The 23,584-nt window shown below is 40.1% G+C and carries 20 protein-coding genes; 14 read left to right on the forward strand and 6 right to left on the reverse strand.

The annotated features are described in order from the left end of the window. Nucleotides 1–64: 64 nt before the first annotated feature. Together M3P19_RS12190 and M3P19_RS12195 are read right to left on the reverse strand one after the other, a co-directional pair. Nucleotides 65–976, reverse strand: a complete 912-nt coding sequence (locus M3P19_RS12190) for a universal stress protein (protein WP_249657959.1) — start codon at nucleotides 974–976, stop codon at nucleotides 65–67. 82 nt (nucleotides 977–1,058) lie between these two features. Then, a complete protein-coding gene (locus tag M3P19_RS12195) occupies nucleotides 1,059–1,748 on the reverse strand; it encodes a Crp/Fnr family transcriptional regulator (protein WP_249657960.1) in 690 nt (229 codons plus the stop codon). A 119-nt stretch (nucleotides 1,749–1,867) separates the two neighbouring features. On the opposite strand from M3P19_RS12195, the gene M3P19_RS12200 reads away from it, so the two are divergent. From M3P19_RS12200 to M3P19_RS12240, 9 genes are all read left to right on the forward strand, one after another. Next, nucleotides 1,868–4,279, forward strand: a complete 2,412-nt coding sequence (locus tag M3P19_RS12200; RefSeq protein WP_249657961.1) for a heavy metal translocating P-type ATPase — start codon at nucleotides 1,868–1,870, stop codon at nucleotides 4,277–4,279. A gap of 227 nt (nucleotides 4,280–4,506) precedes the next feature. Beyond that, nucleotides 4,507–4,716 (forward strand): cbb3-type cytochrome oxidase assembly protein CcoS, encoded by a 210-nt coding sequence (gene ccoS, locus M3P19_RS12205; RefSeq protein ID WP_249657962.1) that lies wholly within the window; start codon nucleotides 4,507–4,509, stop codon nucleotides 4,714–4,716. A gap of 2 nt (nucleotides 4,717–4,718) precedes the next feature. Further along, on the forward strand, nucleotides 4,719–6,923 hold the full coding sequence (gene ccoN / locus M3P19_RS12210) for a cytochrome-c oxidase, cbb3-type subunit I (RefSeq protein WP_249657963.1): 2,205 nt from the start codon (nucleotides 4,719–4,721) through the stop codon (nucleotides 6,921–6,923). 12 nt (nucleotides 6,924–6,935) lie between these two features. Then, nucleotides 6,936–7,121, forward strand: coding sequence for a CcoQ/FixQ family Cbb3-type cytochrome c oxidase assembly chaperone (locus tag M3P19_RS12215; protein ID WP_249657964.1), 186 nt, complete (start codon nucleotides 6,936–6,938; stop codon nucleotides 7,119–7,121). A 4-nt stretch (nucleotides 7,122–7,125) separates the two neighbouring features. After that, nucleotides 7,126–8,076 (forward strand): cbb3-type cytochrome c oxidase N-terminal domain-containing protein, encoded by a 951-nt coding sequence (locus M3P19_RS12220; RefSeq protein ID WP_249657965.1) that lies wholly within the window; start codon nucleotides 7,126–7,128, stop codon nucleotides 8,074–8,076. Nucleotides 8,077–8,099: 23 nt separating this feature from the next. Then, entirely contained in the window at nucleotides 8,100–9,509 is a 1,410-nt protein-coding gene (gene ccoG, locus M3P19_RS12225; RefSeq protein ID WP_249657966.1) for a cytochrome c oxidase accessory protein CcoG, read from the forward strand. Between the two features lie 10 nt (nucleotides 9,510–9,519). Then, nucleotides 9,520–9,966 (forward strand): FixH family protein, encoded by a 447-nt coding sequence (locus tag M3P19_RS12230; RefSeq protein WP_249657967.1) that lies wholly within the window; start codon nucleotides 9,520–9,522, stop codon nucleotides 9,964–9,966. 4 nt (nucleotides 9,967–9,970) lie between these two features. Continuing rightward, nucleotides 9,971–10,681 carry a sulfite exporter TauE/SafE family protein gene (locus tag M3P19_RS12235; RefSeq protein WP_249657968.1) on the forward strand — a complete coding sequence of 237 codons (711 nt, stop codon included), beginning with the start codon at nucleotides 9,971–9,973 and terminating at the stop codon, nucleotides 10,679–10,681. 10 nt (nucleotides 10,682–10,691) lie between these two features. Then, nucleotides 10,692–11,960: an acetyl-CoA hydrolase/transferase family protein gene (locus tag M3P19_RS12240; RefSeq protein ID WP_249657969.1), complete on the forward strand. Its 1,269-nt coding sequence runs from the start codon at nucleotides 10,692–10,694 to the stop codon at nucleotides 11,958–11,960. An 87-nt stretch (nucleotides 11,961–12,047) separates the two neighbouring features. Here M3P19_RS12240 and M3P19_RS12245 read toward each other — a convergent pair whose 3' ends face one another. Further along, on the reverse strand, nucleotides 12,048–12,869 hold the full coding sequence (locus tag M3P19_RS12245) for a universal stress protein (protein ID WP_249657970.1): 822 nt from the start codon (nucleotides 12,867–12,869) through the stop codon (nucleotides 12,048–12,050). Between the two features lie 17 nt (nucleotides 12,870–12,886). Next, a complete protein-coding gene (gene hemN, locus M3P19_RS12250) occupies nucleotides 12,887–14,242 on the reverse strand; it encodes an oxygen-independent coproporphyrinogen III oxidase (RefSeq protein WP_249657971.1) in 1,356 nt (451 codons plus the stop codon). Nucleotides 14,243–14,397: 155 nt separating this feature from the next. Here hemN and M3P19_RS12255 point away from each other — a divergent pair, with 155 nt between their 5' ends. Both M3P19_RS12255 and M3P19_RS12260 read left to right on the forward strand, forming a co-directional pair. Next, nucleotides 14,398–16,245, forward strand: a complete 1,848-nt coding sequence (locus M3P19_RS12255; RefSeq protein ID WP_249657972.1) for a glutamate-cysteine ligase family protein — start codon at nucleotides 14,398–14,400, stop codon at nucleotides 16,243–16,245. Between the two features lie 2 nt (nucleotides 16,246–16,247). Beyond that, nucleotides 16,248–17,444 carry a succinylglutamate desuccinylase/aspartoacylase family protein gene (locus M3P19_RS12260; RefSeq protein ID WP_249657973.1) on the forward strand — a complete coding sequence of 399 codons (1,197 nt, stop codon included), beginning with the start codon at nucleotides 16,248–16,250 and terminating at the stop codon, nucleotides 17,442–17,444. A gap of 54 nt (nucleotides 17,445–17,498) precedes the next feature. Here M3P19_RS12260 and M3P19_RS12265 read toward each other — a convergent pair whose 3' ends face one another. Together M3P19_RS12265 and M3P19_RS12270 are read right to left on the reverse strand one after the other, a co-directional pair. After that, nucleotides 17,499–18,224 carry an energy transducer TonB gene (locus M3P19_RS12265; protein WP_249657974.1) on the reverse strand — a complete coding sequence of 242 codons (726 nt, stop codon included), beginning with the start codon at nucleotides 18,222–18,224 and terminating at the stop codon, nucleotides 17,499–17,501. A gap of 106 nt (nucleotides 18,225–18,330) precedes the next feature. Continuing rightward, nucleotides 18,331–19,026 carry a DUF2490 domain-containing protein gene (locus tag M3P19_RS12270; RefSeq protein WP_249657975.1) on the reverse strand — a complete coding sequence of 232 codons (696 nt, stop codon included), beginning with the start codon at nucleotides 19,024–19,026 and terminating at the stop codon, nucleotides 18,331–18,333. Between the two features lie 260 nt (nucleotides 19,027–19,286). Here M3P19_RS12270 and M3P19_RS12275 point away from each other — a divergent pair, with 260 nt between their 5' ends. The 3 genes from M3P19_RS12275 to pckA are packed head-to-tail and all read left to right on the forward strand — an operon-like array spanning nucleotide 19,287 to nucleotide 23,579. Further along, a complete protein-coding gene (locus M3P19_RS12275) occupies nucleotides 19,287–20,075 on the forward strand; it encodes a universal stress protein (protein WP_249657976.1) in 789 nt (262 codons plus the stop codon). A 22-nt stretch (nucleotides 20,076–20,097) separates the two neighbouring features. Further along, nucleotides 20,098–21,933, forward strand: a complete 1,836-nt coding sequence (locus M3P19_RS12280; RefSeq protein WP_249657977.1) for an SLC13 family permease — start codon at nucleotides 20,098–20,100, stop codon at nucleotides 21,931–21,933. A gap of 17 nt (nucleotides 21,934–21,950) precedes the next feature. Then, nucleotides 21,951–23,579 carry a phosphoenolpyruvate carboxykinase (ATP) gene (pckA, locus tag M3P19_RS12285; protein WP_249657978.1) on the forward strand — a complete coding sequence of 543 codons (1,629 nt, stop codon included), beginning with the start codon at nucleotides 21,951–21,953 and terminating at the stop codon, nucleotides 23,577–23,579. The last annotated feature ends 5 nt before the right edge of the window (nucleotides 23,580–23,584 follow it).

A 23,584-nucleotide genomic window follows, 5' to 3' on the forward strand; every position in this document is an offset into this window, starting at 1 on the left:
CGTAATTGCCAAACGAATTACAGAGTCCTAGAGGTGGATGTAAGACTATTACGGTAAAAAAAAGCTAGTAATTGATTGTTTGCTCCTCCTGCTCAGCTTCGGGGTTTGGGTCGGCAACTCCCTCCATTCCCAGCTCTGGAATGACCAATAATGGTATTTGCGTATGAAAGGCAGTACGTTTAACTATGGGTTCACGTGTCATCTGTTCCATATAACTATGTTGGTAATTCAACATGGCCAATAAGTGGATGTTCAGCTCTTGTGAGAAAATTTCCAGCGTTTTGGAAACAGAACTTAACTCAGACACGGTATGAACGTAATGTTCGGTATCATTCAAATATCTACGAAGCATGTTCAAATTGAACTGCTGTAATTCTGAAAGCGCTTTAATACCCTGCTGTACATGAACTATACGTATCGTTGCTTGGAACATTTCTGCAAGTTCTAATAATGGACTTAATTCAGATGTGGTATAGAATCTATTGAAATCCGTTGCAAAAGCAATTTCCGAAGGGGTTGTGAAATCAAAGTTCTGAGGGATTGCTAGAATTGGACATTTTTTGGTGCTTTTGATGATGCGCACCGTATTACTGCCCATAAAAACTTCATCAATTCCAGAAGCACCTTTGGTACCTGTTATAATAAGATGGATACCTAAAGAATCGACCAAGTCTTTGACTTCTTCTGTTAATAGATTGAATGAGGAAATCGTTTCAAAAGTATGACCAGTTTTACCATATTTACTTTGGATACGATTCACGGTCTTGCGCAATCCTTCCTCAGAAGCATCTCTTACGGCATCAACAATACGAACGCCATCTATCATTTTGGCCATAAACCGCCCGCTAGGAATAACCGGGGTATAGGTATTCAGAAAGTAGAAAGTACATCGTTTGTCTCTGAAAAGTTGCATGGCGTAATCAATGGCGTTCCATGCATTATCCGAAAAATCCGTGGGTATCAATATCTTTTGCATACGGCTATAAAAAAAGGTCAAGGTAAAATTACCGCAATGCAAAAGGGGATACTATGACAAATGTCAGTTTTGGGGATTGTGATTAAAATCCTTCAACCAATTCAACAAGTTTGCGCTCGTTTTTGATGCCAATTCGTTTGCCTGAAGTGTGAATCAATCCTTTTTTCTTGAATTCAGATATGATACGAATTGCAGATTCAGTAGCAGTGCCCACTACATTGGAAATGTCTTCCCGTGAGAGCGTCAGTGCTAAAAATCCTTCCTCATCTTCTCCAAAGTTGTTTTTCAGGTATAGGAATGCTTCGGCAATACGTTGTTTTACCGTTTTCTGACTCATGTTTACGATAACATCATCGGCCTCCTTAAGGTCATGTGCCATATGGCGCAATACTTCCAAAGTAAAATCGGGGTTTTTATGCAGTGTATGGATGATACTCTCCTTCGGAATAAAACAAACCTCCATATCGTTTACTGCAGTGGCAGAAAGGTTGGTGCTTTCTTCGGCAATAACGGAACGTTGACCAATTACTTCACCTTTGGTGGCCAATTTTACAATTTGGTCCTTACCATTGGCACTTAATTTAGATAGTTTGGAAACACCATCACGAACGCAATAAACCCCATTCAGCTTATCACCTTCCTCAAAAAGCGGGTCGCCTTTCTTGATTTTTTTGGTGGTTTTGGAATCTGAAACTTTCTTCAACTCCTCCTTGCTCATGGCTCGCAGTGAGTTGAACTGCCTGATAATACAATTTTCACACCTACTTTCCATAGTTTTTTGGTTTACCTGATATGACAAAATTAAGCCTTAAGGCTTTATCAATAACTGATAAATGTCATATTTTTAGAAAAGGTTGTGTCCCAATTTTGCCGTAGGTAAAGCAAATGTAAATGACAAACATGACATGTTATCATTGTGGTGATGACTGTGGCAGGGACCATGTACATTTTGATGACAAGGATTTTTGCTGCCATGGTTGTAAAACAGTGTACGAAATTTTCACCTCAAATGGCCTATCTAATTTTTACGAGATTGAGACCAAGGCAGGAATCAGCCCCAAAGAGGTAAGAAGCAAGTACGATTTTCTAGACAATCAGGAAATCGTTGATAAGCTTACGGAATTTAATGAAGAAGGAGTACAGGTCATCAATTTAAGTATTCCTTCCATTCATTGTAGTTCGTGCATATGGGTGCTTGAAAACCTTAACAAGTTGCATCCATCAATTAGCAATTCACAGGTTGATTTTCCCAAAAAGACACTTCGCGTAACCTATTCATCAACGGATTTTTCATTAAAAGGCTTGGTGCTAATGTTAAGTAGCATTGGTTATGAACCTTATATTTCCTTGGATGAATATGATAAGAAGGATAAAAAAATAGACCGCTCGCTGATCTACAAATTGGGCGTTGCCGGATTTGCATTTGGCAACGTTATGTTGCTGTCGTTTCCCGAGTATTTTGAAGTGGAGGAATTTTGGTTGGAACAATACAAGCCTGTGTTTCGTTGGCTCATGTTTGCTTTTTCCTTACCAGTGGTTTTCTACGCTTCCCAGGATTATTTCAAGGCTGCATTTAAAGGACTGAAATCAAAACTGTTGAATATAGATGTACCCATTGCTTTGGGAATTCTTACCCTGTTTTTGAGAAGTACCGCCGATATTGCCTTTGACTTAGGTTCCGGTTTTTTTGATAGCCTAACAGGATTGGTGTTTTTTCTATTGCTAGGGAAGTTCTTTCAACAACGCACCTATGCCTTTCTTTCATTTGAACGGGATTACAAATCCTATTTTCCAATTGCGGTAACCCGTTTGAATCCTGATAAATCTGAGGAGAACATTCAAATCTATAAAGTAAAAGTTGGAGATCGGCTTTTAATACGAAGCAACGAGATCATACCTGTGGATTGTGTTTTGATCAAAGGATCCGCAGAAATTGATTACAGTTTCGTAACTGGTGAATCCCAAGCGGTTTTTAAAGAAAATGGTGAAAAACTTTATGCCGGCGGAAAACAGCTTTCAGGTCTTTTGGTGGTTGAGGTATTGAAGTCGGTTTCACAAAGCTACTTAACCCAATTATGGGGTAATTTAGTCTTTTCCAAAGATAAGGCAAGCACATTCCGGACCTTGACAGATAGTATTGGAAAGCGTTTTACAGCTGGGGTTTTGACCATAGCAACGATTTCAACCTTGTTTTGGTTGTTTTATGAACCTAGTATGGCTCTAAATGTATTTACTGCGGTATTGATCATCGCGTGCCCATGTGCCATTGCACTTGCGGCACCTTTTACTTTGGGCAATATGCTACGCATTTTTGGTAGACATAAATTGTATCTAAAAAATACCAACGTTATAGAACGGCTTGCCAAAATTGATACTGCAATTTTTGACAAGACTGGTACCTTGACCACCACTAAGAAAGACACTATTATTTATGAAGGTGTTGAACTTACTCCTGAAGAGACGATCTTGCTGAAAACCACGTTACGAGCATCCAACCATCCATTAAGTCGTTCACTTTATGATATACTAAAAGCCAACGAAATAGCCACTTTGGATGAATTTGAGGAACACACCGGTAAAGGGGTGGTGGGTAAATTGGATTCGCATACTATTAAGGCGGGTTCTTCGGTCTACGTTGGTGAAGGTGTGTCTGGTGATTCAATTGCCGAAACAGCGGTGTATATCAGTTCAAATGATGCGTTTAAGGGTCGTTTTGTATTTAAAAACAGCTATAGGGAAGGTGTTTCCAATATCTTCAAGGCACTTGGAAAATCAATGCAAATAGGAATACTTTCAGGGGACAATGATGGCGAACGGAAGCAATTGCAGGAATTATTGCCGGTACGGACGCAAATGCACTTCAACCAAAAACCTGAGGACAAGCTCAACCACATACAACGTTTGCAGCGCGAACATAAAGTAATGATGGTTGGAGATGGTTTAAATGACGCTGGAGCATTGGCGCAAAGTGACGTTGGAATAGCGGTTTCCGAAGATATAAATGTGTTTTCACCTGCTTGTGATGGAATATTGGATGCGTCACAATTTGATGACCTGCCTTTGTTTATGGAATTATCTAGAAAATCCATACAGGTAATCAAAATGAGTTTTGTGCTATCGTTATGTTACAATGTTGTGGGAATTTATTTTGCGGTTACCGGGCAGTTACAGCCAGTGATAGCTGCAATCTTAATGCCGCTGAGCTCTATAAGCATTGTTTTATTCACTACCTTAATGACGAATGCCCTAGGCCGTAAAATCTCGATGAAAAAAGGCACGATAGATAGCTTTTCGACAAGCTAACTCAATAACTCCGCGAAGCAGCCTAAGATACTAGGTGGGTTGACCATCTATTGCTTGCGGAAACACATAAGGTAGTTTTAGAAGCGAAAAAATAGTGACTTTTTGGTACTATCCGAGAAGTGATTAGTAAGCGTAATAATAAATAACAGAAATAGCTTTAAAAGCTGATATATGTCATTTTTTAGGAGATGACCTAGAAGTAGTTTTACACGCAAATTCAGGTAGGTATGAGTGTCATTTATGTGTTGTTGGCCATAAGCATTACAGTTGCACTGGTCTTTTTTGCAGCATTTGTATTGTCCGTAAAAAAAGGACAGTATGATGATGCCTATACACCTTCTGTACGGATGTTGTTTGAAGATGAACTTTTAGATGCATCCGGCACATCGACCACCGAACAAAAAGAAATCACACAAACAAAAAGAACAAACCAATAAATATGGAAATACAACAATTTCGTTACGACAACAAGATCGTACAAAAGTTCTTATACGCCACCATGTTGTGGGGTGTAGTTGGAATGCTGGTAGGACTCCTGTTGGCATTCATGTTTTTGTTCCCTAACATTACTGATGGCATTTCATGGTTGAGTTTTGGACGGATACGTCCATTGCACACCAATGCCGTTATTTTCGCGTTTGTGGGGAACGCCATTTTTGCTGGGGTATATTATTCTACCCAGCGACTCCTGAAAACAAGAATGTTCAGTGATGCACTGAGCAATATTAATTTTTGGGGATGGCAATTGATAATCGTGGCAGCGGCCATAACCTTACCTTTAGGTTATACCACTTCCAAGGAATATGCAGAATTGGAATGGCCCATTGACTTGGCCATTGCCGTAATTTGGGTAGTCTTTGGATGGAACTTGATCGCAACCATACTAAAAAGGAGACAACGTCACTTGTATGTTGCCATTTGGTTCTATTTGGCCACCTTCGTTACTGTAGCGGTCTTGCACATTTTCAATAGTTTGGAGCTGCCTGTTTCTGCATTGAAGAGTTACTCTGTGTATGCAGGGGTACAAGATGCTTTGGTACAATGGTGGTATGGTCACAATGCGGTGGCATTTTTCTTGACCACACCATTCCTGGGTTTGATGTACTATTTTGTGCCTAAAGCAGCGAATAGACCTATTTATTCTTATCGATTGTCCATTGTTCACTTTTGGTCGTTGATTTTCATATATATCTGGGCAGGACCACACCACTTACTGTATTCGTCATTACCAGATTGGGCACAAAACCTTGGTGTTGTGTTCTCAGTGATGCTTATTGCACCATCTTGGGGAGGTATGATCAACGGTTTGTTGACATTACGAGGTGTGTGGGATAAAGTTAGAAGTGATGCCACCTTGAAATTTATGGTAGTAGCCATTACCGGTTATGGTATGGCCACTTTTGAAGGTCCTATGCTATCCCTTAAAAATGTAAATGCCATTGCACACTTTAGTGATTGGATTATTGCCCACGTGCACGTCGGCGCATTGGCTTGGAATGGCTTTATGACATTTGGTATGATCTACTGGTTGGTACCTAAAATGTTCAAGACAACCTTGTATTCCAAAGGCTTAGCCAATTTCCATTTCTGGATAGGAACCTTGGGTATCATTCTTTATGCATTACCAATGTATGTGGCAGGGTTTACCCAAGCTTTAATGTGGAAGGAGTTCAATCCAGATGGTAGCTTGGTGTATGGTAACTTCTTGGAAACAGTTACCCAGATCATTCCAATGTACTGGATGAGGGCCATTGGAGGTACCATGTTTATTATTGGTATGCTGATTATGATCTACAACGTTGTTGTGACCATTAGAAAGGGTAGCAGTGTTGAGGATGAACTTGCTGAGGCACCTGCCTTGGAACGAGTATCCAAAAAACGTGTCGCAGGAGAAACCTTCCATAATTGGTTGGAACGTAAGCCTGTTCAGCTGACCATTTTGGCAACCATAGCCATATTAATTGGAGGTGTCATTCAAATTGTGCCTACCATATTGGTCAAATCCAATATTCCTACAATAACAAGTGTGAAACCGTATACACCTCTGGAATTGGAAGGACGTGATCTATATATCCGGGAAGGTTGTGTGGGATGCCATTCCCAGATGATCAGACCTTTTAGAAGTGAAGTGGAACGTTACGGCGAATATGCCAAAGCAGGAGAATTCGTTTACGATCATCCGTTCCTTTGGGGAAGTAAGCGAACCGGACCCGATTTATTACGAGTTGGAGGAAAGTACTCCGATAATTGGCATCTAAACCATATGTACGATCCTCAAAGTACATCAGCAGGATCTATTATGCCAGCGTATCAATGGTTGGTTCGAGATGAGCATGACAGAAGTGCTGTACAAAGCAAAATGGAGGCCATGGTGAAGTTGGGTGTTCCTTATTCCGAAGAGGACATTGCCAATGCACCTCAATCTATGGCAGAACAAGCTGAAGCCATTGAGAAAAATCTATACACAGATCCAGAATTTGCCAAGACCTATGAAGCGGATAAGAAATACGCTCAAGAAAATGGCGAGGAATTCGTGGAAATGAGAAATCGTGAGATAGTGGCGCTGATAGCGTACTTGCAGCGATTGGGAACGGATATCAAGGTTCAGGAAACCGGAGAGTTACTATCACAGAACAACGAATAAAAAGAATATAAGATGTTGAAATTTGTAAAAAGTCATATGGAAACGATAGATGGAGTAGCCAGCTATCCTATGATATCATTGATGATCTTCTTTGTGTTCTTTGTAGCCTTGTTCTGGTGGGTTTTTACCGCTACTAAAGAGCATGTAAAGGAAATGGGCGAATTGCCATTAGATAACGATCAACCTAACAAACTATAATATTATGAGCACAAGAACACCTTGGTGGATACGTATTCCAGTAATCTTCTTTTTGATTTTCGGGTTGATGGAGTACTTCATAGATTCGGGAAACAAACCCGCAATAATTGAATATCCGATTACGCAATTTTTCCTGCTATTGGTTCTTATGATCTTAATTGCGATTGAGCTCATCCTCAAAGCAATTGAAAACGTAATGCTGCAAACGCTTTCTGAAGAAGCTAAAGCCAGATATTTAGAGACCAAAAGCGAAAAGCGTGAGTGGAAATGGGCCAAAAACCTGTACAAACGCTTGACCAAAACAAAGGAGATAGAGGCGGAAAATGAAATCATCATGGACCATAACTATGATGGAATCCGAGAATTGGACAATGTCTTGCCACCTTGGTGGGTCTACCTTTTCTATGCGACCATCGTTTTTGCAGTGGTTTATATGGTACGTTTTCATGTCATCGGAGAATACGATCAAGCTTTGGAATACGAGCAAGAAGTAGCTGCGGCCAAAATCGCTATTGAAGAATACAAAAAAACAGCTAAGGATTTGGTGGATGTAAACACGGTTGAATTCCTGTCTGATGCGTCTGACTTGAGTGCCGGTGAGAAAATATTCACCACCAATTGCGTGGTTTGTCACATGGCCGATGGCGGGGGTGGTATTGGACCAAACCTTACGGATGAATATTGGATATTGGGCGGCGGAATCAAAAACGTATTCAATACCATATCTGAAGGAGGCCGTGATGGTAAAGGAATGGTAGCATGGAAACAAAGTTTGAAACCGGCCGAAATGGCACAAGTAGCAAGTTACGTGCTTACCTTAGGTGGAACAACGCCAGCAAACCCTAAGGCAGCTGAAGGAGAAATTTGGATTGATCCAGATGCTCCAGCGGTTGAGGAATCAGAAGAAGCTCCAATGGAGCAAGTTTCCGATTCCACGGATGTGGCTATGAATTGATTGGATAGGCAAACAAAATTGCAATGGAAGAAAATTTCAGGGACTCCATAGGCACCATTACCAAAGAAGGTAAAAGAGCTTGGATTTATCCCAAAAAACCTAGCGGGCAGTTTTATAAGTATCGCAAATATGTGAGCTATGCCCTGTTGCTATTTTTGTTTGCCTCCCCTTTTATAAAGATTAAAGGGCATCAATTTCTACTCTTTAATGTGGTAGACAGGAGGTTCAATATTTTTGGATTTCCATTTTGGCCCCAAGACTTCCACCTTGTTGTGGTTTCAATGATCATCGCGGTTATTTTCATTGCACTTTTTACCGTTGCATATGGCCGAATCTTCTGTGGTTGGATTTGTCCCCAGACCATTTTCATGGAGATGGTTTTTAGAAGGATTGAATTTTGGATTGATGGTGATCGCGGAGCACAATCAAGATTACAGAAAGCACCTTGGAACGCAAAAAAAATAGGGAAGCGTTCCTTAAAATGGACCCTGTTTTTTATCATTTCCTTTTTGATCGCCAATGTATTCTTGGCTTATTTGATAGGAAGCGATAAACTTATCGCATATGTAACAGACGGGCCCATGGCCCATTTGGGCACCATGGTCCCACTATTGATTTTTACCGGGGTCTTTTACTTTGTCTTTGCATGGTTCCGGGAACAGGTATGTATAATTGCCTGCCCTTATGGTAGATTGCAAGGGGTCCTATTGGATGATAAATCCATTGTTGTTGCATATGATCATAAAAGGGGAGAGGGAGAAGCAGGTAGAAAGAAATTTAGAAAGAACGAAGATCGCGAAGCACTGGGTCATGGCGATTGTATCGATTGTTTTCAATGCGTCAATGTTTGCCCAACAGGTATAGATATTCGTAATGGTACCCAGCTGGAATGCGTGAATTGTACAGCTTGTATTGATGAGTGTGATCATATCATGGAAAGTATCAACAAGCCTAAGGGGTTGATTCGATATGCCAGTGAAAATGAAATCAATAAAAAAGAAAAGTTCAAGTTCACTGCCAGGATGAAGGGATACACTGCAGTCCTTTTTATTTTGACAGGAATCTTAATCGGAATGCTATTCTTGCGAAATGAGTTGGAAGCTAATATTTTAAGGTTGCCGGGGCAGTTGTATGAACGAAAGGAAAACAATGTCATCAGTAATGTTTATACCTATAAATTGGTGAATAAGACAACCACGGATGTTGAAGACGTAAGTTTTAAATTGCTTTCCCATAAAGGAAGCATAAAACTGGTATCCTACGATAGTTTTACGGTTCCTGCAGAGGAATTGGCAGAAGGCACCTTGTTCATAGAAATCAACGCATCGGCTTTAACAGGTGATAAGGATAAATTGAAAATAGGTGTTTATTGTGGGGAGAAATTAATTGAGACTACAGTTACTCAGTTTTTGGCTCCTAGGAGTTACAATTAAATTGAAAATCATGAAAATAAATTGGGGAACAGGTATTGTATTGGCATTTGTGGCATTTATCAGCTTTATTCTCTATTTCGTCGTCCGAATGAGCACTGATGACAGGGCAAATCATGATTTGGTTACTGAAGATTATTACAAACAGGAATTGGCCTATCAAAAAGAAATTGACGCCTCTAAAACAGCTGCTGAAAAGAATGCCAAGTTAAAAGTGGAAAAAGTAACAGAAGGTTTACGGATAACCTTTCCTGATCAATACAATTACAAAAAAATACAAGGTTTAGTGTCCCTATACAGACCGTCCAACAAGCATTTGGACTTAGACTTTCCATTAAGTTTGTCCAATACACATTTGCTCATACCTGACAGTCGCTTGGTGGGCGGTCGCTGGGATATTACCATCAAATGGTCCTATGAAGGTAATACCTTTTTACACAAAGAAAAATTGATATATTAATATCATGTTGGTATCCGCATTGGCATTGGGATTGTTAGGAAGCTTGCACTGTTTGGGCATGTGCGGTCCTATTGCCTTTATGCTGCCGTTGGATCATCAAAACCATGGAAAGAAAATAGGGCAAATATTCATCTATCATTTTGGTAGATTGATGGCTTATGGAACCATTGGCGTTCTCTTCGGCTTTTTGGGAAAAGGACTTTCCCTTTTCGGAATACAGCAAAAATTATCAATTGGTATGGGGATATTGATGATTGTGTTGGTTTTGGTCCCAACGCGGTACTTCAATACATACAAAATCTCAAAACCAGTTTACCAGGCACTGGGTAAAATCAAATCCAAATTGGGAACTGAGTTGAAGAAAAAAACACCAGATGCTTTTTTAACCATTGGTTTTCTAAATGGGTTTTTGCCATGTGGTTTGGTGTATATGGCCTTACTTGGAGCCATTGCCTTGGGAAATGCTTGGCAGGGTGCTCTGTACATGATGTTATTCGGTGCAGGTACAATTCCATTAATGACAACTGCGGCATTTTCGCATACGTTGTTTCCAGCAACTCTAAAATCAAAAATCAGGAAATTGGTCCCGATATTTGTTGTTTTAATTGGTGCGTTGTTCATATTGAGAGGTATGGGATTAGGAATTCCATATGTTTCACCCAAACCCATGAACCCGCAAATGGAAGCAGCCAGTATGGAATGCCATCAACCTTAATATAACAACAGTGAAGATAACAACAGCAGAAGAAGCCGTAGGCATTGTAAAATCAGGAGATAGAGTGTTTGTGCAGGGTGCAGCAATGACTCCTAATGAACTTGTTGATGCTTTATGTGAAAGACACAAGGAACTGGAAAATGTTGAAATTGTTTCCATCCATACGGAAGGAAATGCTCCTTATACTGAAGCTCCTTATTCCGAAGCATTCCACCTTAATTCCTGTTTTGTGGGAAGCAATGTTCGAAAGAGTGTAAATACGCCTGATGCGGGATATATACCCATATTTTTAAGTGAGATACCCTGGTTGTTCAAACGAAATATCCTACCATTGGATGTGGCAATTGTCCAGGTTTCAGTGCCAGACAAACACGGGTATTGTTCATTAGGAGTATCTGTGGATGTTGCGTTACCCGCGGTCCGGACCGCAAAAAAAATAATTGCGCAAATAAATCCTTCGGTACCACGAACACATGGTACTGGAATAGTTCATATTGATGAAATCGAATTTGCAATTGAGGTGGATAGACCTATCCATGAACACAACCAAGGACCAATTTCTGATTTGGAACATGCCATCGGAGCTAATGTAGCATCGTTGATAGAAGATGGAGCAACGCTTCAAATGGGTATAGGAAACATTCCCAATGCCGTTTTAAACAATCTGAACAACCATCAAAGGTTAGGGATACATACGGAAATGTTTTCCGACGGGGTTCTTCCACTAATCGAAAAAGGTGTTATTACCGGGGTCGATAAAGCAGTGAAACGTGGTAAGATTGTAAGTTGTTTTGCTGTTGGGTCAAGAAAGTTGTATGATTTTATCGATGACAACCCAATTTGTGATTTCAGGGATTCTGGCTATACCAACGATACGGCAAGAATCCGGAGAAATCCAAAGGTTACGGCGATCAATAGCGCCATTGAGATTGATTTGACGGGTCAAGTTTGTGCTGACACGATTGGCAGTTATCAATTTTCTGGTGTGGGAGGTCAGATGGATTTTATTAGGGGAGCTTCTTTATCAGAAGGAGGTAAGCCCATTTTTGCTATGTCTGCTGCAACAAAAAAAGGCGTGTCCAAAATAGTTCCTTTCCTGAAGGAAGGAGCGGGGGTTACCACTACTCGGGCACACGTACATTACGTAGCCACTGAATTTGGTGTGGTAAACCTATATGGAAAGAATTTACAACAACGCGCCGCCGCTCTAACTTCCATTGCACATCCTGATCATAGGGATATGCTCGAAAAGGCGGCCTATGAAAGGTTTCACCAATAAGGAAAATAAATAGTAGCTTGGAAACAAAAAAAGGGAAGCAAATGCTTCCCTTTTTCCGTCGCAAAACTCAATCAAAGTACCAATCAATCAAATTTTAAAGGTCACCACAGCCGTATTTGAATGATTGGCAATATTTTCCCCTATACTTCCCATGAAAAAATGGGTTAATCCTTTTCTTCCATGCGTAGGGATTCCTATTAAATCCGCAGCTACGGATTCACTAAAGTTCAAAACTCCTTTTTCCACATTGTAGTCATTGTAGATTTGGACTTCCAAGCCTACTTTGGCCAGATTAAGGAATCTGGAAACTCTATTGTAGGCGTCCTCGGTGCTTAAAAACTCATCCCCTGGTGTGTTAATGTAAACCAGGTGTAGCTTGGACTTAAAGGTCTTGGCCATTTCAACAGCTTTTAATAGAGCCGGAACACTTTCTTCTTTAAAGTCGCAGGCAAAAACAAAACGTTCAGCTCTAAATTTCTCAATATCCCCCTTAATGACCAAGACCGGTATATCTGAAGTCCTAACTACGCGCTCTGTATTAGAGCCGATAAATATTTCTTGTAAGCCGTCTGTGCCATGGGACCCCATGACAATCAAGTCGGCATTGTGTTTTTTCGCTACATCGTTTACCTCACTAAACACTTTGTAGTGTTTGATGATGGGCACAATGTTGATACCTTTCAAATACGCTTTATCCAAAAAGTCGTTAAAGCGTTTCTCCCCGATTTTTATCAAGTGTACAATCTGTTCTTGCGATACGTATCCGGTATCGGACATAATTGCTGGAGAAAGTTCCAACATATGTAACACCAAGAGTTCAGAACCGTGCTCTTTGGCAAGTGAAGCCGCTACTTTAAGCGCTTTTTCAGATTGTTGGGAGAAATCTACGGGTACAATTATACTTTTCATTTGATTCGGGTTTTAAGTTAAACGGTCATGGAAAACAATCTAGTTTCTGGCTTTTTACGGTGTAATTTTAAATCAAAAGCCATACTGATGTTCCTGATAAAAGGTCTTCCTTTTGGAGTTACTTTAATCTGGTTGGCACCTATTTCTACCAATCCGTCCGACTCCAATTCGGCAAGGTTCTCAATGATTTTCTGAAAATCATGTATTTGCATATGGCCCATGTCCCAATTGGTTTCAAATTGACACATGAGATTAAGAATGTGTTTACGTATAACTTGGTCTTCCTCCGTTAAAATGTGACCTCTAAAAATGGGAATTACGCCACTATTCACTAAATGTTCATATTCTTCAATGCTTTTCACATTTTGAGCAAATCCATACCAGCTATCACTGATGCTGGAAACGCCTAAACCAATCATCAATTCGGTCTTTGAAGGTGTATACCCCATGAAGTTTCGATGCAGAGTGCCATTTTCCAATGCTAAGGCAAGACTGTCAGTAGGTAAGGCAAAATGATCCATTCCTACATCTTTATAGCCAAACTTGCTAAGCATACTTTTGCCCATTTCATATTGTTCTTTTTTCTCATCAGAATTTGGAAGGTCAGATTCTTTGTATCCACGTTGTCCATTACCTTTCATCCATGGTACGTGTGCATAACTGTAAAATGCAATACGATCAGGTTTTAAACTATTGGTGCGTACCACTGTTTCCTTCACATCTTTCAACGTCTGAAAGGGTAATCCATAGATTATATCATGTCCAACGGAAGTATATCCTATTTCCCGGGCCCATTCGGTCACCTTTTTTACGTTTTCAAAAGGTTGAATTCTATTGATGGCCTTCTGTACGGTCAAATTGTAATCTTGCACACCCAGACAGACCCTTCTAAACCCCACATCAAAAAGGGCCTGGAGGTGCGCTTTGGTTGTATTGTTGGGATGACCTTCAAAACTGAATTCTGGTTCATCAGCCATTTTCCCCAACCGAAGAATTCCATTGATCAAAAATTTTAGGTTGTCTGGCGAAAAGAATGTTGGGGTACCACCACCTAAATGAATTTCTTTAATTATGGGTCTTGATTCCAATAGATCACAATAAAGCGACCATTCCTTGAGCACTGTGTTTACGTAAGGTGCTTCAAGTTCATGTCTTTTGGTAATGCGCTTATGACATCCACAGAACGTACACATGCTTTCACAAAAAGGAAGATGGATGTATAGGCTTATCCCTTCATCCGATGATTCGTTGTAAGCTTTAAGGACACTTGCTTTCCATTTTTTGCCTGAAAAACTCTCCAAATCCCAATACGGAACTGTGGGATAACTGGTATATCGAGGTCCTGGAACGTTATATTTCTGAACTAGACACATAGGGGTTTATTTGATACCTCAAAATTAGCATTGGGATTTCGCTAAAAACATGATAATTGTCAGTGTGCTACTTGAACTACTGACAACCGTCATATTTTAACACACTACGCCTTTGTAGATTTATACCCGACCGAAAATCCATCAAGTTCATTATCATGGGAGAACATATTTCCAAAAGCAAATTTGATCAGGCAGAACGGAAAGCCTTTGTAAAACATCTCATTGACGACATAAAGGCATTGGAATTGATGCTGGATCAAAATCTAATTGAAAGTGATGTGGTGCGCATTGGTGCCGAACAGGAATTATGTCTCGTTGATGAAGGATATAGACCTGCAGGTGATGCCATTGAATTGTTAAAAGCGATAGATGACAGCCATTTCACTACAGAATTGGCCAATTACAATATTGAAATCAATTTGGATCCATTCAAATTGCAAGATGACTGTTTTGAAAAAGTGGAAAAGCAGTTAATGGAATTATTGGATAAGGCACATGCCAAGGCTGAAGGACTTGGAATGAAAATCATATTAACAGGTATTTTGCCTACCATCAGTAAGAATGAACTAGGAATTGATTTTATGACACCAATTCCGCGTTATCACAAACTGAATGAAGTGTTGACCAAATGCCGGGGAGATCATTTCTCCTTAAAGATTAGAGGCGTGGATGAGCTTACCCTTCGTCATGATTCCGTACTTTTTGAAGCCTGTAATACTAGCTTTCAGCTGCATTTACAAATTCCGCAAGAAGATTTCATACCAAGTTATAATTGGGGACAGGCTATTGCCGGCCCTGTATTAGGAGTTTGTAGCAACTCACCTTTACTAATGGGCAGAGAGCTTTGGAAAGAAACGAGGATTGCCCTGTTTCAACAAAGTTTGGATACCCGTAAATGGTCGCATGCCCTAAAAGAACAGGTGGCAAGAGTTGGATTCGGTAACCATTGGCAAAAAGAATCAGTGGCTGAGATTTTTAAAGAAGATATATCCACTCACCGAATTCTATTGACTAAACCGATTCATCACAATTCATTGGAAGTACTTGAGAATGGAGCAATACCAAAGTTGGAGGCTTTAAATCTTTACAACGGAACTGTTTATCGTTGGAACAGACCTTGCTATGGCGTAGGTGGTGGTAAGCCTCATTTGCGCATTGAGAACCGCTACATTCCGTCTGGACCATCTGTTTTGGATGAGATGGCCAATTTTGCCTTTTGGGTAGGATTGATGGTAGGTCGTCCAAAAGAATTTGATTATATGCCAAGTGTCATGGATTTTAAGGAGGCAAAGCTCAATTTCATTAAGACCGCAATTAGTGGGAGGCAAACGGTATTGTCCTGGTTGGGTAAAACCGTAACACTGAAAAAGCTAATTCTAAACAAATTCCTGCCTATTTCAAGAGCTGGCTTGCTAGCACACGGAATACAGCAAAACACAATAGATAAACTCTTGGGTATAATTGCTGAAAGAGTACAAAAAGGTACAGGTGCAGAATGGCAAATAAAAAATTTCAGAGGGTTAAAAAGTGAATTAAAAACTGATTCAGCTTTGGTCAAGCTGACCAAGGCCATCTATACGAATCAAAGAATGAATGTTCCTGTACATGAATGGCCTTCAATCCAAAGAAAAGCCAAGCCCAAGGATAACTATGAATGGGTAGGCCAGCTTATGTCGACAAAATTGATAAAGCTCTATGAAAATGATTATGCAAATCTGGCGGTTTCGATAATGGAATGGAACAACATCCATCATATCCCCGTGGAAAATGAAAAAGGAGAACTTTCTGGGCTTCTTACCTGGAGCCATATCCAAGCTTTGGACAAGCATAAACATAAAGAAGATGCCTTGGTTTCTGATATTATGATCAATAAGGTGGTCACCGTACAACCTCGGACCAAAATAGAAACGGCCAAAAAATTAATGATGGATTATCAGATAGGATCTTTGCCTGTATGTGTAGGCTCGCATTTGGTAGGAATAATAAGTAAGGTCGATATATGACCATGGGTAAAGTATATAGTAAAGCTCTGGGTGAATCATTGAAAATCCAAAGAATAATAGGGCACATTAAAGGCAAGGAATCCGGTCCCACAGTGGTATTTTTTGCAGGAATTCATGGGAATGAACCGGCAGGTGTATTTGCATTGCATCAAGTGGTTCGTACTTTGAAGTTAGAGCAACGATCACTAGCCGGGGAGTGTTTTGCCATTGCGGGAAATTTAAAGGCTTTGGAGAACAATGTCCGTTATATGGACAAAGATCTAAATCGAATATGGTCTGCCGATGAAATGAGCAATTATAGTGAAAAAACGGACTGCCTTTGCGAAGATGTTTCTGAGCAAAATGAAATTAAAGCATTGCTAACTTCCATTCTTGAAAAGAGTAAACCTCCATTCTATTTTATCGATTTACATACCACAAGTAGCCCTACATCGCCATTTATGGTGTTAAACGACAGTTTATTAAACCGAAAGTTTGCCACTAATTATCCCTTGCCAATCATACTTGGGATAGAAGAATATTTGGATGGCGCCCTTTTAAGCTACATCAATGAGTTGGGCTATGTTTCACTCGGATTTGAGAGTGGAAGTCACGATGATATTGTTTCAATCCAAAATTCCATAGATTTTGTAAGATACACGCTAGGGCTAACAGGTTGCGTCGATTATCTGCCCCAGGAATTAGAAGAATTAAAGCTAAAAATCCATAATTCAGCACTGGTTATAAACCGGTTTTATGAGATTTATTACCAGCATGATATTGAAAAGGAAGATGTTTTTAACATGTTTCCGGGCTTCAGCAACTTTCAAAAAGTACCAAAAGGTACCCAATTAGCTATTGAAAATGGAGAAACCTTGATTACCAATAAAAAACGGCAAATCTTTATGCCGCTTTACCAAAAGTTGGGTAGTGAAGGCTTCTATTTTATACAATCAATCCCAGCTGTTTTACTCTGGATATCCAAATTACTTCGCAAGGTTAAACTAGACCACGTTTTGGCGAAAATGCCCGGCATTAGATGGAAATCAAGCGCAAAGGATACGTTGATTGTTGATCAACGGGTTGCCAAGTATTTGGCGAAATCCATATTCCATTTATTGGGGTACAGGGCAAGACAATTGGATAAGGCTCATTTGATTGTAAAAAATAGGGAATCTGCATCTAGAAAATCAGAATACAAAATCACACAATGGTATTAAAGAAAAGCCCCCTTGAATCCAAATCCAAGGAGGCTGCAGATAGTGAGTTTAGTATTATTTCACTATAAAATTGATTGGGATGGCATAAGTTACTCGAACGGCCTTACCTCTTTGGATACCTGGTTTTACCTTCGGTAAAGCGGCAATGATCCGTACAGCTTCTTCTTCTAGTAATCGGTCTGGTCCTCTTTGTCTAATGTTGGTCACATTCCCTCTGGAATCAATCACAAATTGAACGAAGACTCTTCCTTTGATACTCATCTCCAAAGCAGGTTTAGGGTAGACAATTGTGTTTCTTACGTGTTCCTGAACTTTTTGATTGAAACATTCTTTACGTTCAGACTCCGTGGCCAAATCTTCGCATCCAGGAAAAACGGGTACATGCTCAATGACAGCAAAAGGTACAATTTCCTCTTCTTCCACTTCTCCAACTTCAACATCATCAATGTCCACCACAACATCTTCAATATAGGCGTCTTGATTACTTTCAGTACTTTCAATGATCGTTTCCTCTATATCCTCCACATCTTCAACGACTTCAATTACATCAGGAGCGGATGGCGGAGGTGGAGGTGGTGTGGTGCGTACCATCTCCGTAATGGGAACATCTTCTTTCAGATCGTCCATAACGTGAACCACGTCGGTGACGTCTGTTTCTTTGTCGTAGGTCTTGACCTCAAATGATTGCCATGTAACAAACAAAACTGAAGTCAAACCTATCATAAAATATAGGCTGCTGTTGCGACCAATATCGGCATTAGGGTTTTTTTTTGGTTTCATGACTTATCTTATTTAACTCTGATAAAAGTAGACTTGTCATTTGTCAAAAAACATGATAAAGGTCAGTTTTGATGAGTATTCAATAATTTTAACTATGAAAAAATGCTTAATCCTCAAAAAGAGCAATTTCATCCCGTCTTAGATCAATGTTGAAATTCAGCCCCATTAGAACAGCATCCAATGCAGAATTTCTAAAATGATTTTTCAAATAGCCTATGTCAATCTTCAAATTTGGAGTCAACTTCCTTCCAAGACCTATATAAAACCTATTTTGATTGAACCAATGGTTATCTAAGTTGACAAAAAGTTCATTTGAGGTTTTAAAATAGACATTACGGGATATAGGTCTCGTGTATTGTAAGCGATAACGAAATCTATTAGTGAAATATGTAGTTTCCGGTTTGTTGATCCAGCGATTTTCCAATCGGAACCGGTGCGACAAATTGTTCTTGGCTATTGCAGTTTTCAAGGTAAACTGTTCATAGATCCAATATTGTTTGGTGTTTGTGGCTATCCCTGTTTCTGGATAGGATTTTGAATTCACATAAGCTATACCGCCAGTGAAACTGGATTTGTCATTAAAATGATAGGTAATTCCAGTTCTGATAAAGGAGAAATCATACGTTTCAAAAAGCTCGTGGTGCCTTAGAATACCAGCCACTGGTATACTCCAATTTTCATTAAGTGTACCGGTTCCAGAAAATTCCAGCCACGAGCCTGAGGAATTCTCGTCAAAGTTTTGCGCCAATACAATGCTTTGATACAGTACGAATAGTATTGAATAACCGAATCTTGCGTACACTGTTGCAACTTTAAAATAGAGTGCAAAGTTTATTCATATCCATTGGTGTAAAAATGATAGATATCAGGAATCCTGAAGAATTAATGTTTGGGTAATATTAAGGCCAAACCTATTGGTTATCTTGGGGTCTATCATTATTGGATATCAATACTTTGGGGCCAATTTGATACATACCTACCAAAACTGACTTCTATCATATTTTAGGAAATAGCCTGGTTCTAATTTTGAATCAAAGATTTTGAACATTTAAACTTTTAGGTATGAGCATCAAGAATATATTAATCCCGTTTGATTTTACAGAAGCTTCAATTAGTGCATTGGAATACACAATGAATTTTGTTGGTCCAACCAGAAACATAAATATCGAAGCTTTATATGTATCTGCAATTCCAACTTCTGCTTCACAAGTGGACACACTTAACCAAGATTTTAGCAAAGTAATCGCCTCGTTGAATAAAAAAGTAATGCATAGTCCAATCCTGAAAGCAATATCTGGCGATGTCGTTGATGGTATACTTGAACATCAACGTCAGGTTGATGCGGACTTGATTTTTATGGGGACCATGGGAGATAAGATCACAGATGAAGCAATTACCAATACCTCAAAATTGGTGCTGGAAGCTAATTGTCCAGTGATTTCCATACCATTTGGATGCCCTATCAAGGAGCCAAAGGATATCGCTCTTGTATTGGGTGGTGAGGAAATTGATGATAAAAAGGTATTAAGGACCTTGTTGGATGTGGCCCGCACTTTTGACTCCAGAGTACATGCCTTGACCATTTATAAAGAGTCAATTTATGCAGAAGAGACCGTGACGGAGAGCAACGAAAATACATTGGAATATTACTTGGAACATTTTTACGAAGAGCATGCTTTCAGTAAAAACCAAGATGTTGAAGAAGGTATACTGGACTATATCAACAAGAAGAACATAGATCTATTGGCAATATTACCAAGGAACCATACCAATATGAGTTCACCTTCTGAAGGTAGGTTAACCAAGCTGTTGACCTTGCATTCTGATATTCCTGTTCTGACTTTGGATTAATGGAAACAACAATAACAAAAGTATGACCACAATTCTAGTAATACTGGTTATTACGATCATATTGTTTGTTTGGGGCAAATTCCCACCAGATGTAGTGGCCTTAATGTCAATGCTGTCACTATATCTGACTGGAATTTTGGACATCACTGAAACCTTGATTGGCTTCAGTAACTCCACGGTGATAATGATTGCAGCCTTGTTCATTATTGGGGAAGGCCTTTCCAGAACTGGTTGGACGGCCTTAGCAGGACAACGCTTTGTAAAGTGGGCAAAGAGTAGCGTGCCACGACTTCTGGTAATTGTCACCTTGGGTTCTAGCTTACTATCAGGTTTTGTTAGTAATACAGGTACAGTAGCAGCCCTGTTGCCAGTTACGGTTACCGCCGCGTGGAATGCCGGAACCTTGCCTTCAAAATTACTGATGCCGGTTGCATTTGGCTCCAATACAGGAGGATTACTGACCTTGACGGGAACACCTCCTAATATTATTGCTAGTAATGCATTGGTGGAGAATGGCTTTGAAGGCTTTTCGTTCTTTGAATTTGGATTGATTGGTCTACCACTATTGTTGATATCAATTCTGTATTTCCGTTATGTTGGTTATCGCTTGTTGCCAAGTCATACCACAAAAAACAAGCCAATGGCTTTGGATCAGGAAATGCACAAATGGATTGAAAACTATAGTATTGGAGACAATATCTATCGCTTGAGGATTCGGTCTATGTCACAATTGATCAACACAAAAGTTGGGGATTGGGATTTTGAGGATGTGCACAACGTGTCTCTTATGCGCTTAAAACGAAGACATCCAAATCCATTGCAGGGAATTCATCAGTTTGTTGAATTACCTGCTCTAGAAACCGAGATGCGCTATCATGATATCATTACGGTTAAAGGAACGGCGGCAGATGTTGATAAACTTATTCTGAAGTTTAGTTTGGGCGTGCTTCCTTGGAAACCAGAGAAAGACCTATTGAAAAAAGAATTGATCAATCAAGAAGTTGGTTTGGCTGAAATGATCATTACACCAAAATCTGTTTTTGTAGGTAAGACACTTCCGTTAGGTCATTATTTGAAGCAAGCCGGAGTACAATTATTGGCTGCTTCAAGACATAACAGACCTTTAAGTGGCAAGATTAAGATAGAAGCCGGAGATGCATTTATCATCAGAGGACAATGGGAAAACATAGAGGCTTTGACTTCCATGTACGACAACCTGGTAATTTCCGGCAGTCCGGAAGCATTATCCAAAAACGTGGATGAATTAACACCAAGAAGCTATATAGCCTTGGGAACCTTGGTGCTGATGATCGTATTGTTGGTATTTAAGATTCTACCTGGAGCAATTGCAGCTTTGGCCTGTGCCGGAATCATGATGTTGACTGGATGTGTGCCGATAAGTAAGGCGTATAAGGGAATTAGTTGGACCAGTGTGGTCATGATAGCAGCCATGATTCCCATGGGATTGGCCTTGCAGAAAACAGGAGTTGCCCAATTGGCTGCAAATGGTTTGGTGGAAGCCTTGGGGAGTATACATCCAACTGCACTATTGGCAGGCATATTTCTTTTGACCACCACCTTTAGTCAAACGATCAACAATTCCGCAACAGCTGTACTAATGGCTCCAATAGCTATAATGGCGTCAACAACATTGGGGGTATCGCCAAAGCCTTTTATGATTGCCGTAGCCATCAGTGCATCAACTGCATTTTTAACCCCAGTGGGGACCACTACCAATGCCATGGTGTTGTCCTCAGGAGGATACAATTTTATGGATTATGTGAAAGTAGGAGGGCCGTTGCTGCTGCTATTTTTCATTGCAACATTAATACTGGTTCCTGCAATATGGAGCTTTTAACCTAAAAATAGGAAATTATGAACGACGTTATGGAAACAACAAAAGATTTAAGCAAATATGGCTTAGAGAATGCAACAGCGCATTGGAACCTTAGCGCCGAAACCCTTCAACAAATCACCGTTGATAAAGGAATGGGCGTAGAATCAGAAAATGGTACACTTTCCGTAAACACCGGAAAATTTACGGGACGTTCACCAAAAGACCGTTTTTTGGTAAAAGATGATTACACTAAAGATAAAGTATGGTGGGGTAGGATCAATAAACCCATTTCACCTGAAAATTTTGATAAACTTCAGGCCGAAGTGGTCAATTACATGGATGGCAAGGAACTGTATGTTAGGGATGCCGCCGTTTGTGCTGATCCCAAATATAAAATGAACGTTAGGGTCATTGCTGAATATCCTTGGTCCAGTTACTTTATCAAAAACATGTTCATTCGATTGAGCGAAGCTGAACTGCAAAATTTTGAGGAAGAATGGTTAGTGCTCTGTGCGCCCGGATATGAATGCCCAAATCCAGAGGAATACGGAATCATTGCGGGGAACTTTTCAATTTTGAACTGGAGTAAAAAAGTAGCACTCGTTGGCGGTTCTGAGTATCCTGGAGAAATGAAAAAAGGAATATTCACTGCTTTGAATTTTGTGCTACCGGTTGAAAAAAATGTTTTGCCCATGCACTGCTCCGCCAATGTTGGTGAAGAAGGGGATACTGCAATTTATTTCGGACTTTCGGGTACAGGTAAAACAACCCTTTCGGCAGATCCAAAAAGAAAGTTGATTGGTGATGATGAGCATGGCTGGACGGAAGAAAACACCATCTTCAATTTTGAAGGAGGATGTTATGCCAAGGTGATTGACTTGACGGAAGAAAAGGAACCGGATATTTATAGAGCAATCAGACCGGGTGCGCTTTTGGAGAATATTGTTTTTAAAGAAGGAACAAAGGAGGTGGATTACTTTGATAGCAGTATAACCCAAAACACACGGGTAAGTTATCCAATTGATCATATCGATAACATTCAGACACCTTCTTATGCAACCAATCCAAAGAACATCTTCTTTTTAACCTGTGATGCCTTTGGCGTATTGCCTCCAGTGTCCAAGCTAACCCCAGGTCAAGCGGCATATCATTTTATCTCTGGTTATACGGCCAAAGTTGCAGGTACAGAAGCGGGCATCAATGAACCGGTACCTTCGTTTTCTGCATGTTTTGGTGAACCTTTCATGCCTTTGCACCCAGCAGTTTATGCCGAAATGTTGAGCAAAAAGATGAGAGAGGCAGGAGTCAATGTGTGGTTGATCAACACAGGATGGTCAGGAGGACCTTACGGGGTTGGATCCCGAATTAAGTTGAAATATACTAGGGCCATGATATCCGCTATTTTGGAAGGGAAGTTGGATGAGGTGGAATATGATGCACACCCAGTATTTGGATTACATATGCCAAAATACTGCCCAGGTGTTCCAACCGAAATTTTAGATCCAATGAACACTTGGTTGCAAAAAGGAGCCTATGTGAGCAAATCCATCCAGTTGGCACATTCATTTCACATTAACTTTGATAAATTTGCTAGTGAGGCGTCAGAAGAAATCCTTAATGGAGGTCCGCTGATTGATTCTCATCATGGATTGGATGATCATTTTTAATCGTT

This window comes from Flagellimonas spongiicola (genome assembly GCF_023502425.1).
GTDB lineage: Bacteria > Bacteroidota > Bacteroidia > Flavobacteriales > Flavobacteriaceae > Flagellimonas > Flagellimonas spongiicola.

What these genes read in the sequence shown, in the direction of transcription:
- M3P19_RS12190 (WP_249657959.1), bottom strand. Translation starts at nt 976, where the DNA reads ATGCAAAAGATATTGATACCCACGGATTTTTCGGATAATGCATGGAAC.
- M3P19_RS12195 (WP_249657960.1), bottom strand. Translation starts at nt 1,748, where the DNA reads ATGGAAAGTAGGTGTGAAAATTGTATTATCAGGCAGTTCAACTCACTG.
- M3P19_RS12200 (WP_249657961.1), top strand. Translation starts at nt 1,868, where the DNA reads ATGACAAACATGACATGTTATCATTGTGGTGATGACTGTGGCAGGGAC.
- ccoS (WP_249657962.1), top strand. Translation starts at nt 4,507, where the DNA reads ATGAGTGTCATTTATGTGTTGTTGGCCATAAGCATTACAGTTGCACTG.
- ccoN (WP_249657963.1), top strand. Translation starts at nt 4,719, where the DNA reads ATGGAAATACAACAATTTCGTTACGACAACAAGATCGTACAAAAGTTC.
- M3P19_RS12215 (WP_249657964.1), top strand. Translation starts at nt 6,936, where the DNA reads ATGTTGAAATTTGTAAAAAGTCATATGGAAACGATAGATGGAGTAGCC.
- M3P19_RS12220 (WP_249657965.1), top strand. Translation starts at nt 7,126, where the DNA reads ATGAGCACAAGAACACCTTGGTGGATACGTATTCCAGTAATCTTCTTT.
- ccoG (WP_249657966.1), top strand. Translation starts at nt 8,100, where the DNA reads ATGGAAGAAAATTTCAGGGACTCCATAGGCACCATTACCAAAGAAGGT.
- M3P19_RS12230 (WP_249657967.1), top strand. Translation starts at nt 9,520, where the DNA reads ATGAAAATAAATTGGGGAACAGGTATTGTATTGGCATTTGTGGCATTT.
- M3P19_RS12235 (WP_249657968.1), top strand. Translation starts at nt 9,971, where the DNA reads ATGTTGGTATCCGCATTGGCATTGGGATTGTTAGGAAGCTTGCACTGT.
- M3P19_RS12245 (WP_249657970.1), bottom strand. Translation starts at nt 12,869, where the DNA reads ATGAAAAGTATAATTGTACCCGTAGATTTCTCCCAACAATCTGAAAAA.
- hemN (WP_249657971.1), bottom strand. Translation starts at nt 14,242, where the DNA reads ATGTGTCTAGTTCAGAAATATAACGTTCCAGGACCTCGATATACCAGT.
- M3P19_RS12255 (WP_249657972.1), top strand. Translation starts at nt 14,398, where the DNA reads ATGGGAGAACATATTTCCAAAAGCAAATTTGATCAGGCAGAACGGAAA.
- M3P19_RS12260 (WP_249657973.1), top strand. Translation starts at nt 16,248, where the DNA reads ATGGGTAAAGTATATAGTAAAGCTCTGGGTGAATCATTGAAAATCCAA.
- M3P19_RS12265 (WP_249657974.1), bottom strand. Translation starts at nt 18,224, where the DNA reads ATGAAACCAAAAAAAAACCCTAATGCCGATATTGGTCGCAACAGCAGC.
- M3P19_RS12275 (WP_249657976.1), top strand. Translation starts at nt 19,287, where the DNA reads ATGAGCATCAAGAATATATTAATCCCGTTTGATTTTACAGAAGCTTCA.
- M3P19_RS12280 (WP_249657977.1), top strand. Translation starts at nt 20,098, where the DNA reads ATGACCACAATTCTAGTAATACTGGTTATTACGATCATATTGTTTGTT.
- pckA (WP_249657978.1), top strand. Translation starts at nt 21,951, where the DNA reads ATGAACGACGTTATGGAAACAACAAAAGATTTAAGCAAATATGGCTTA.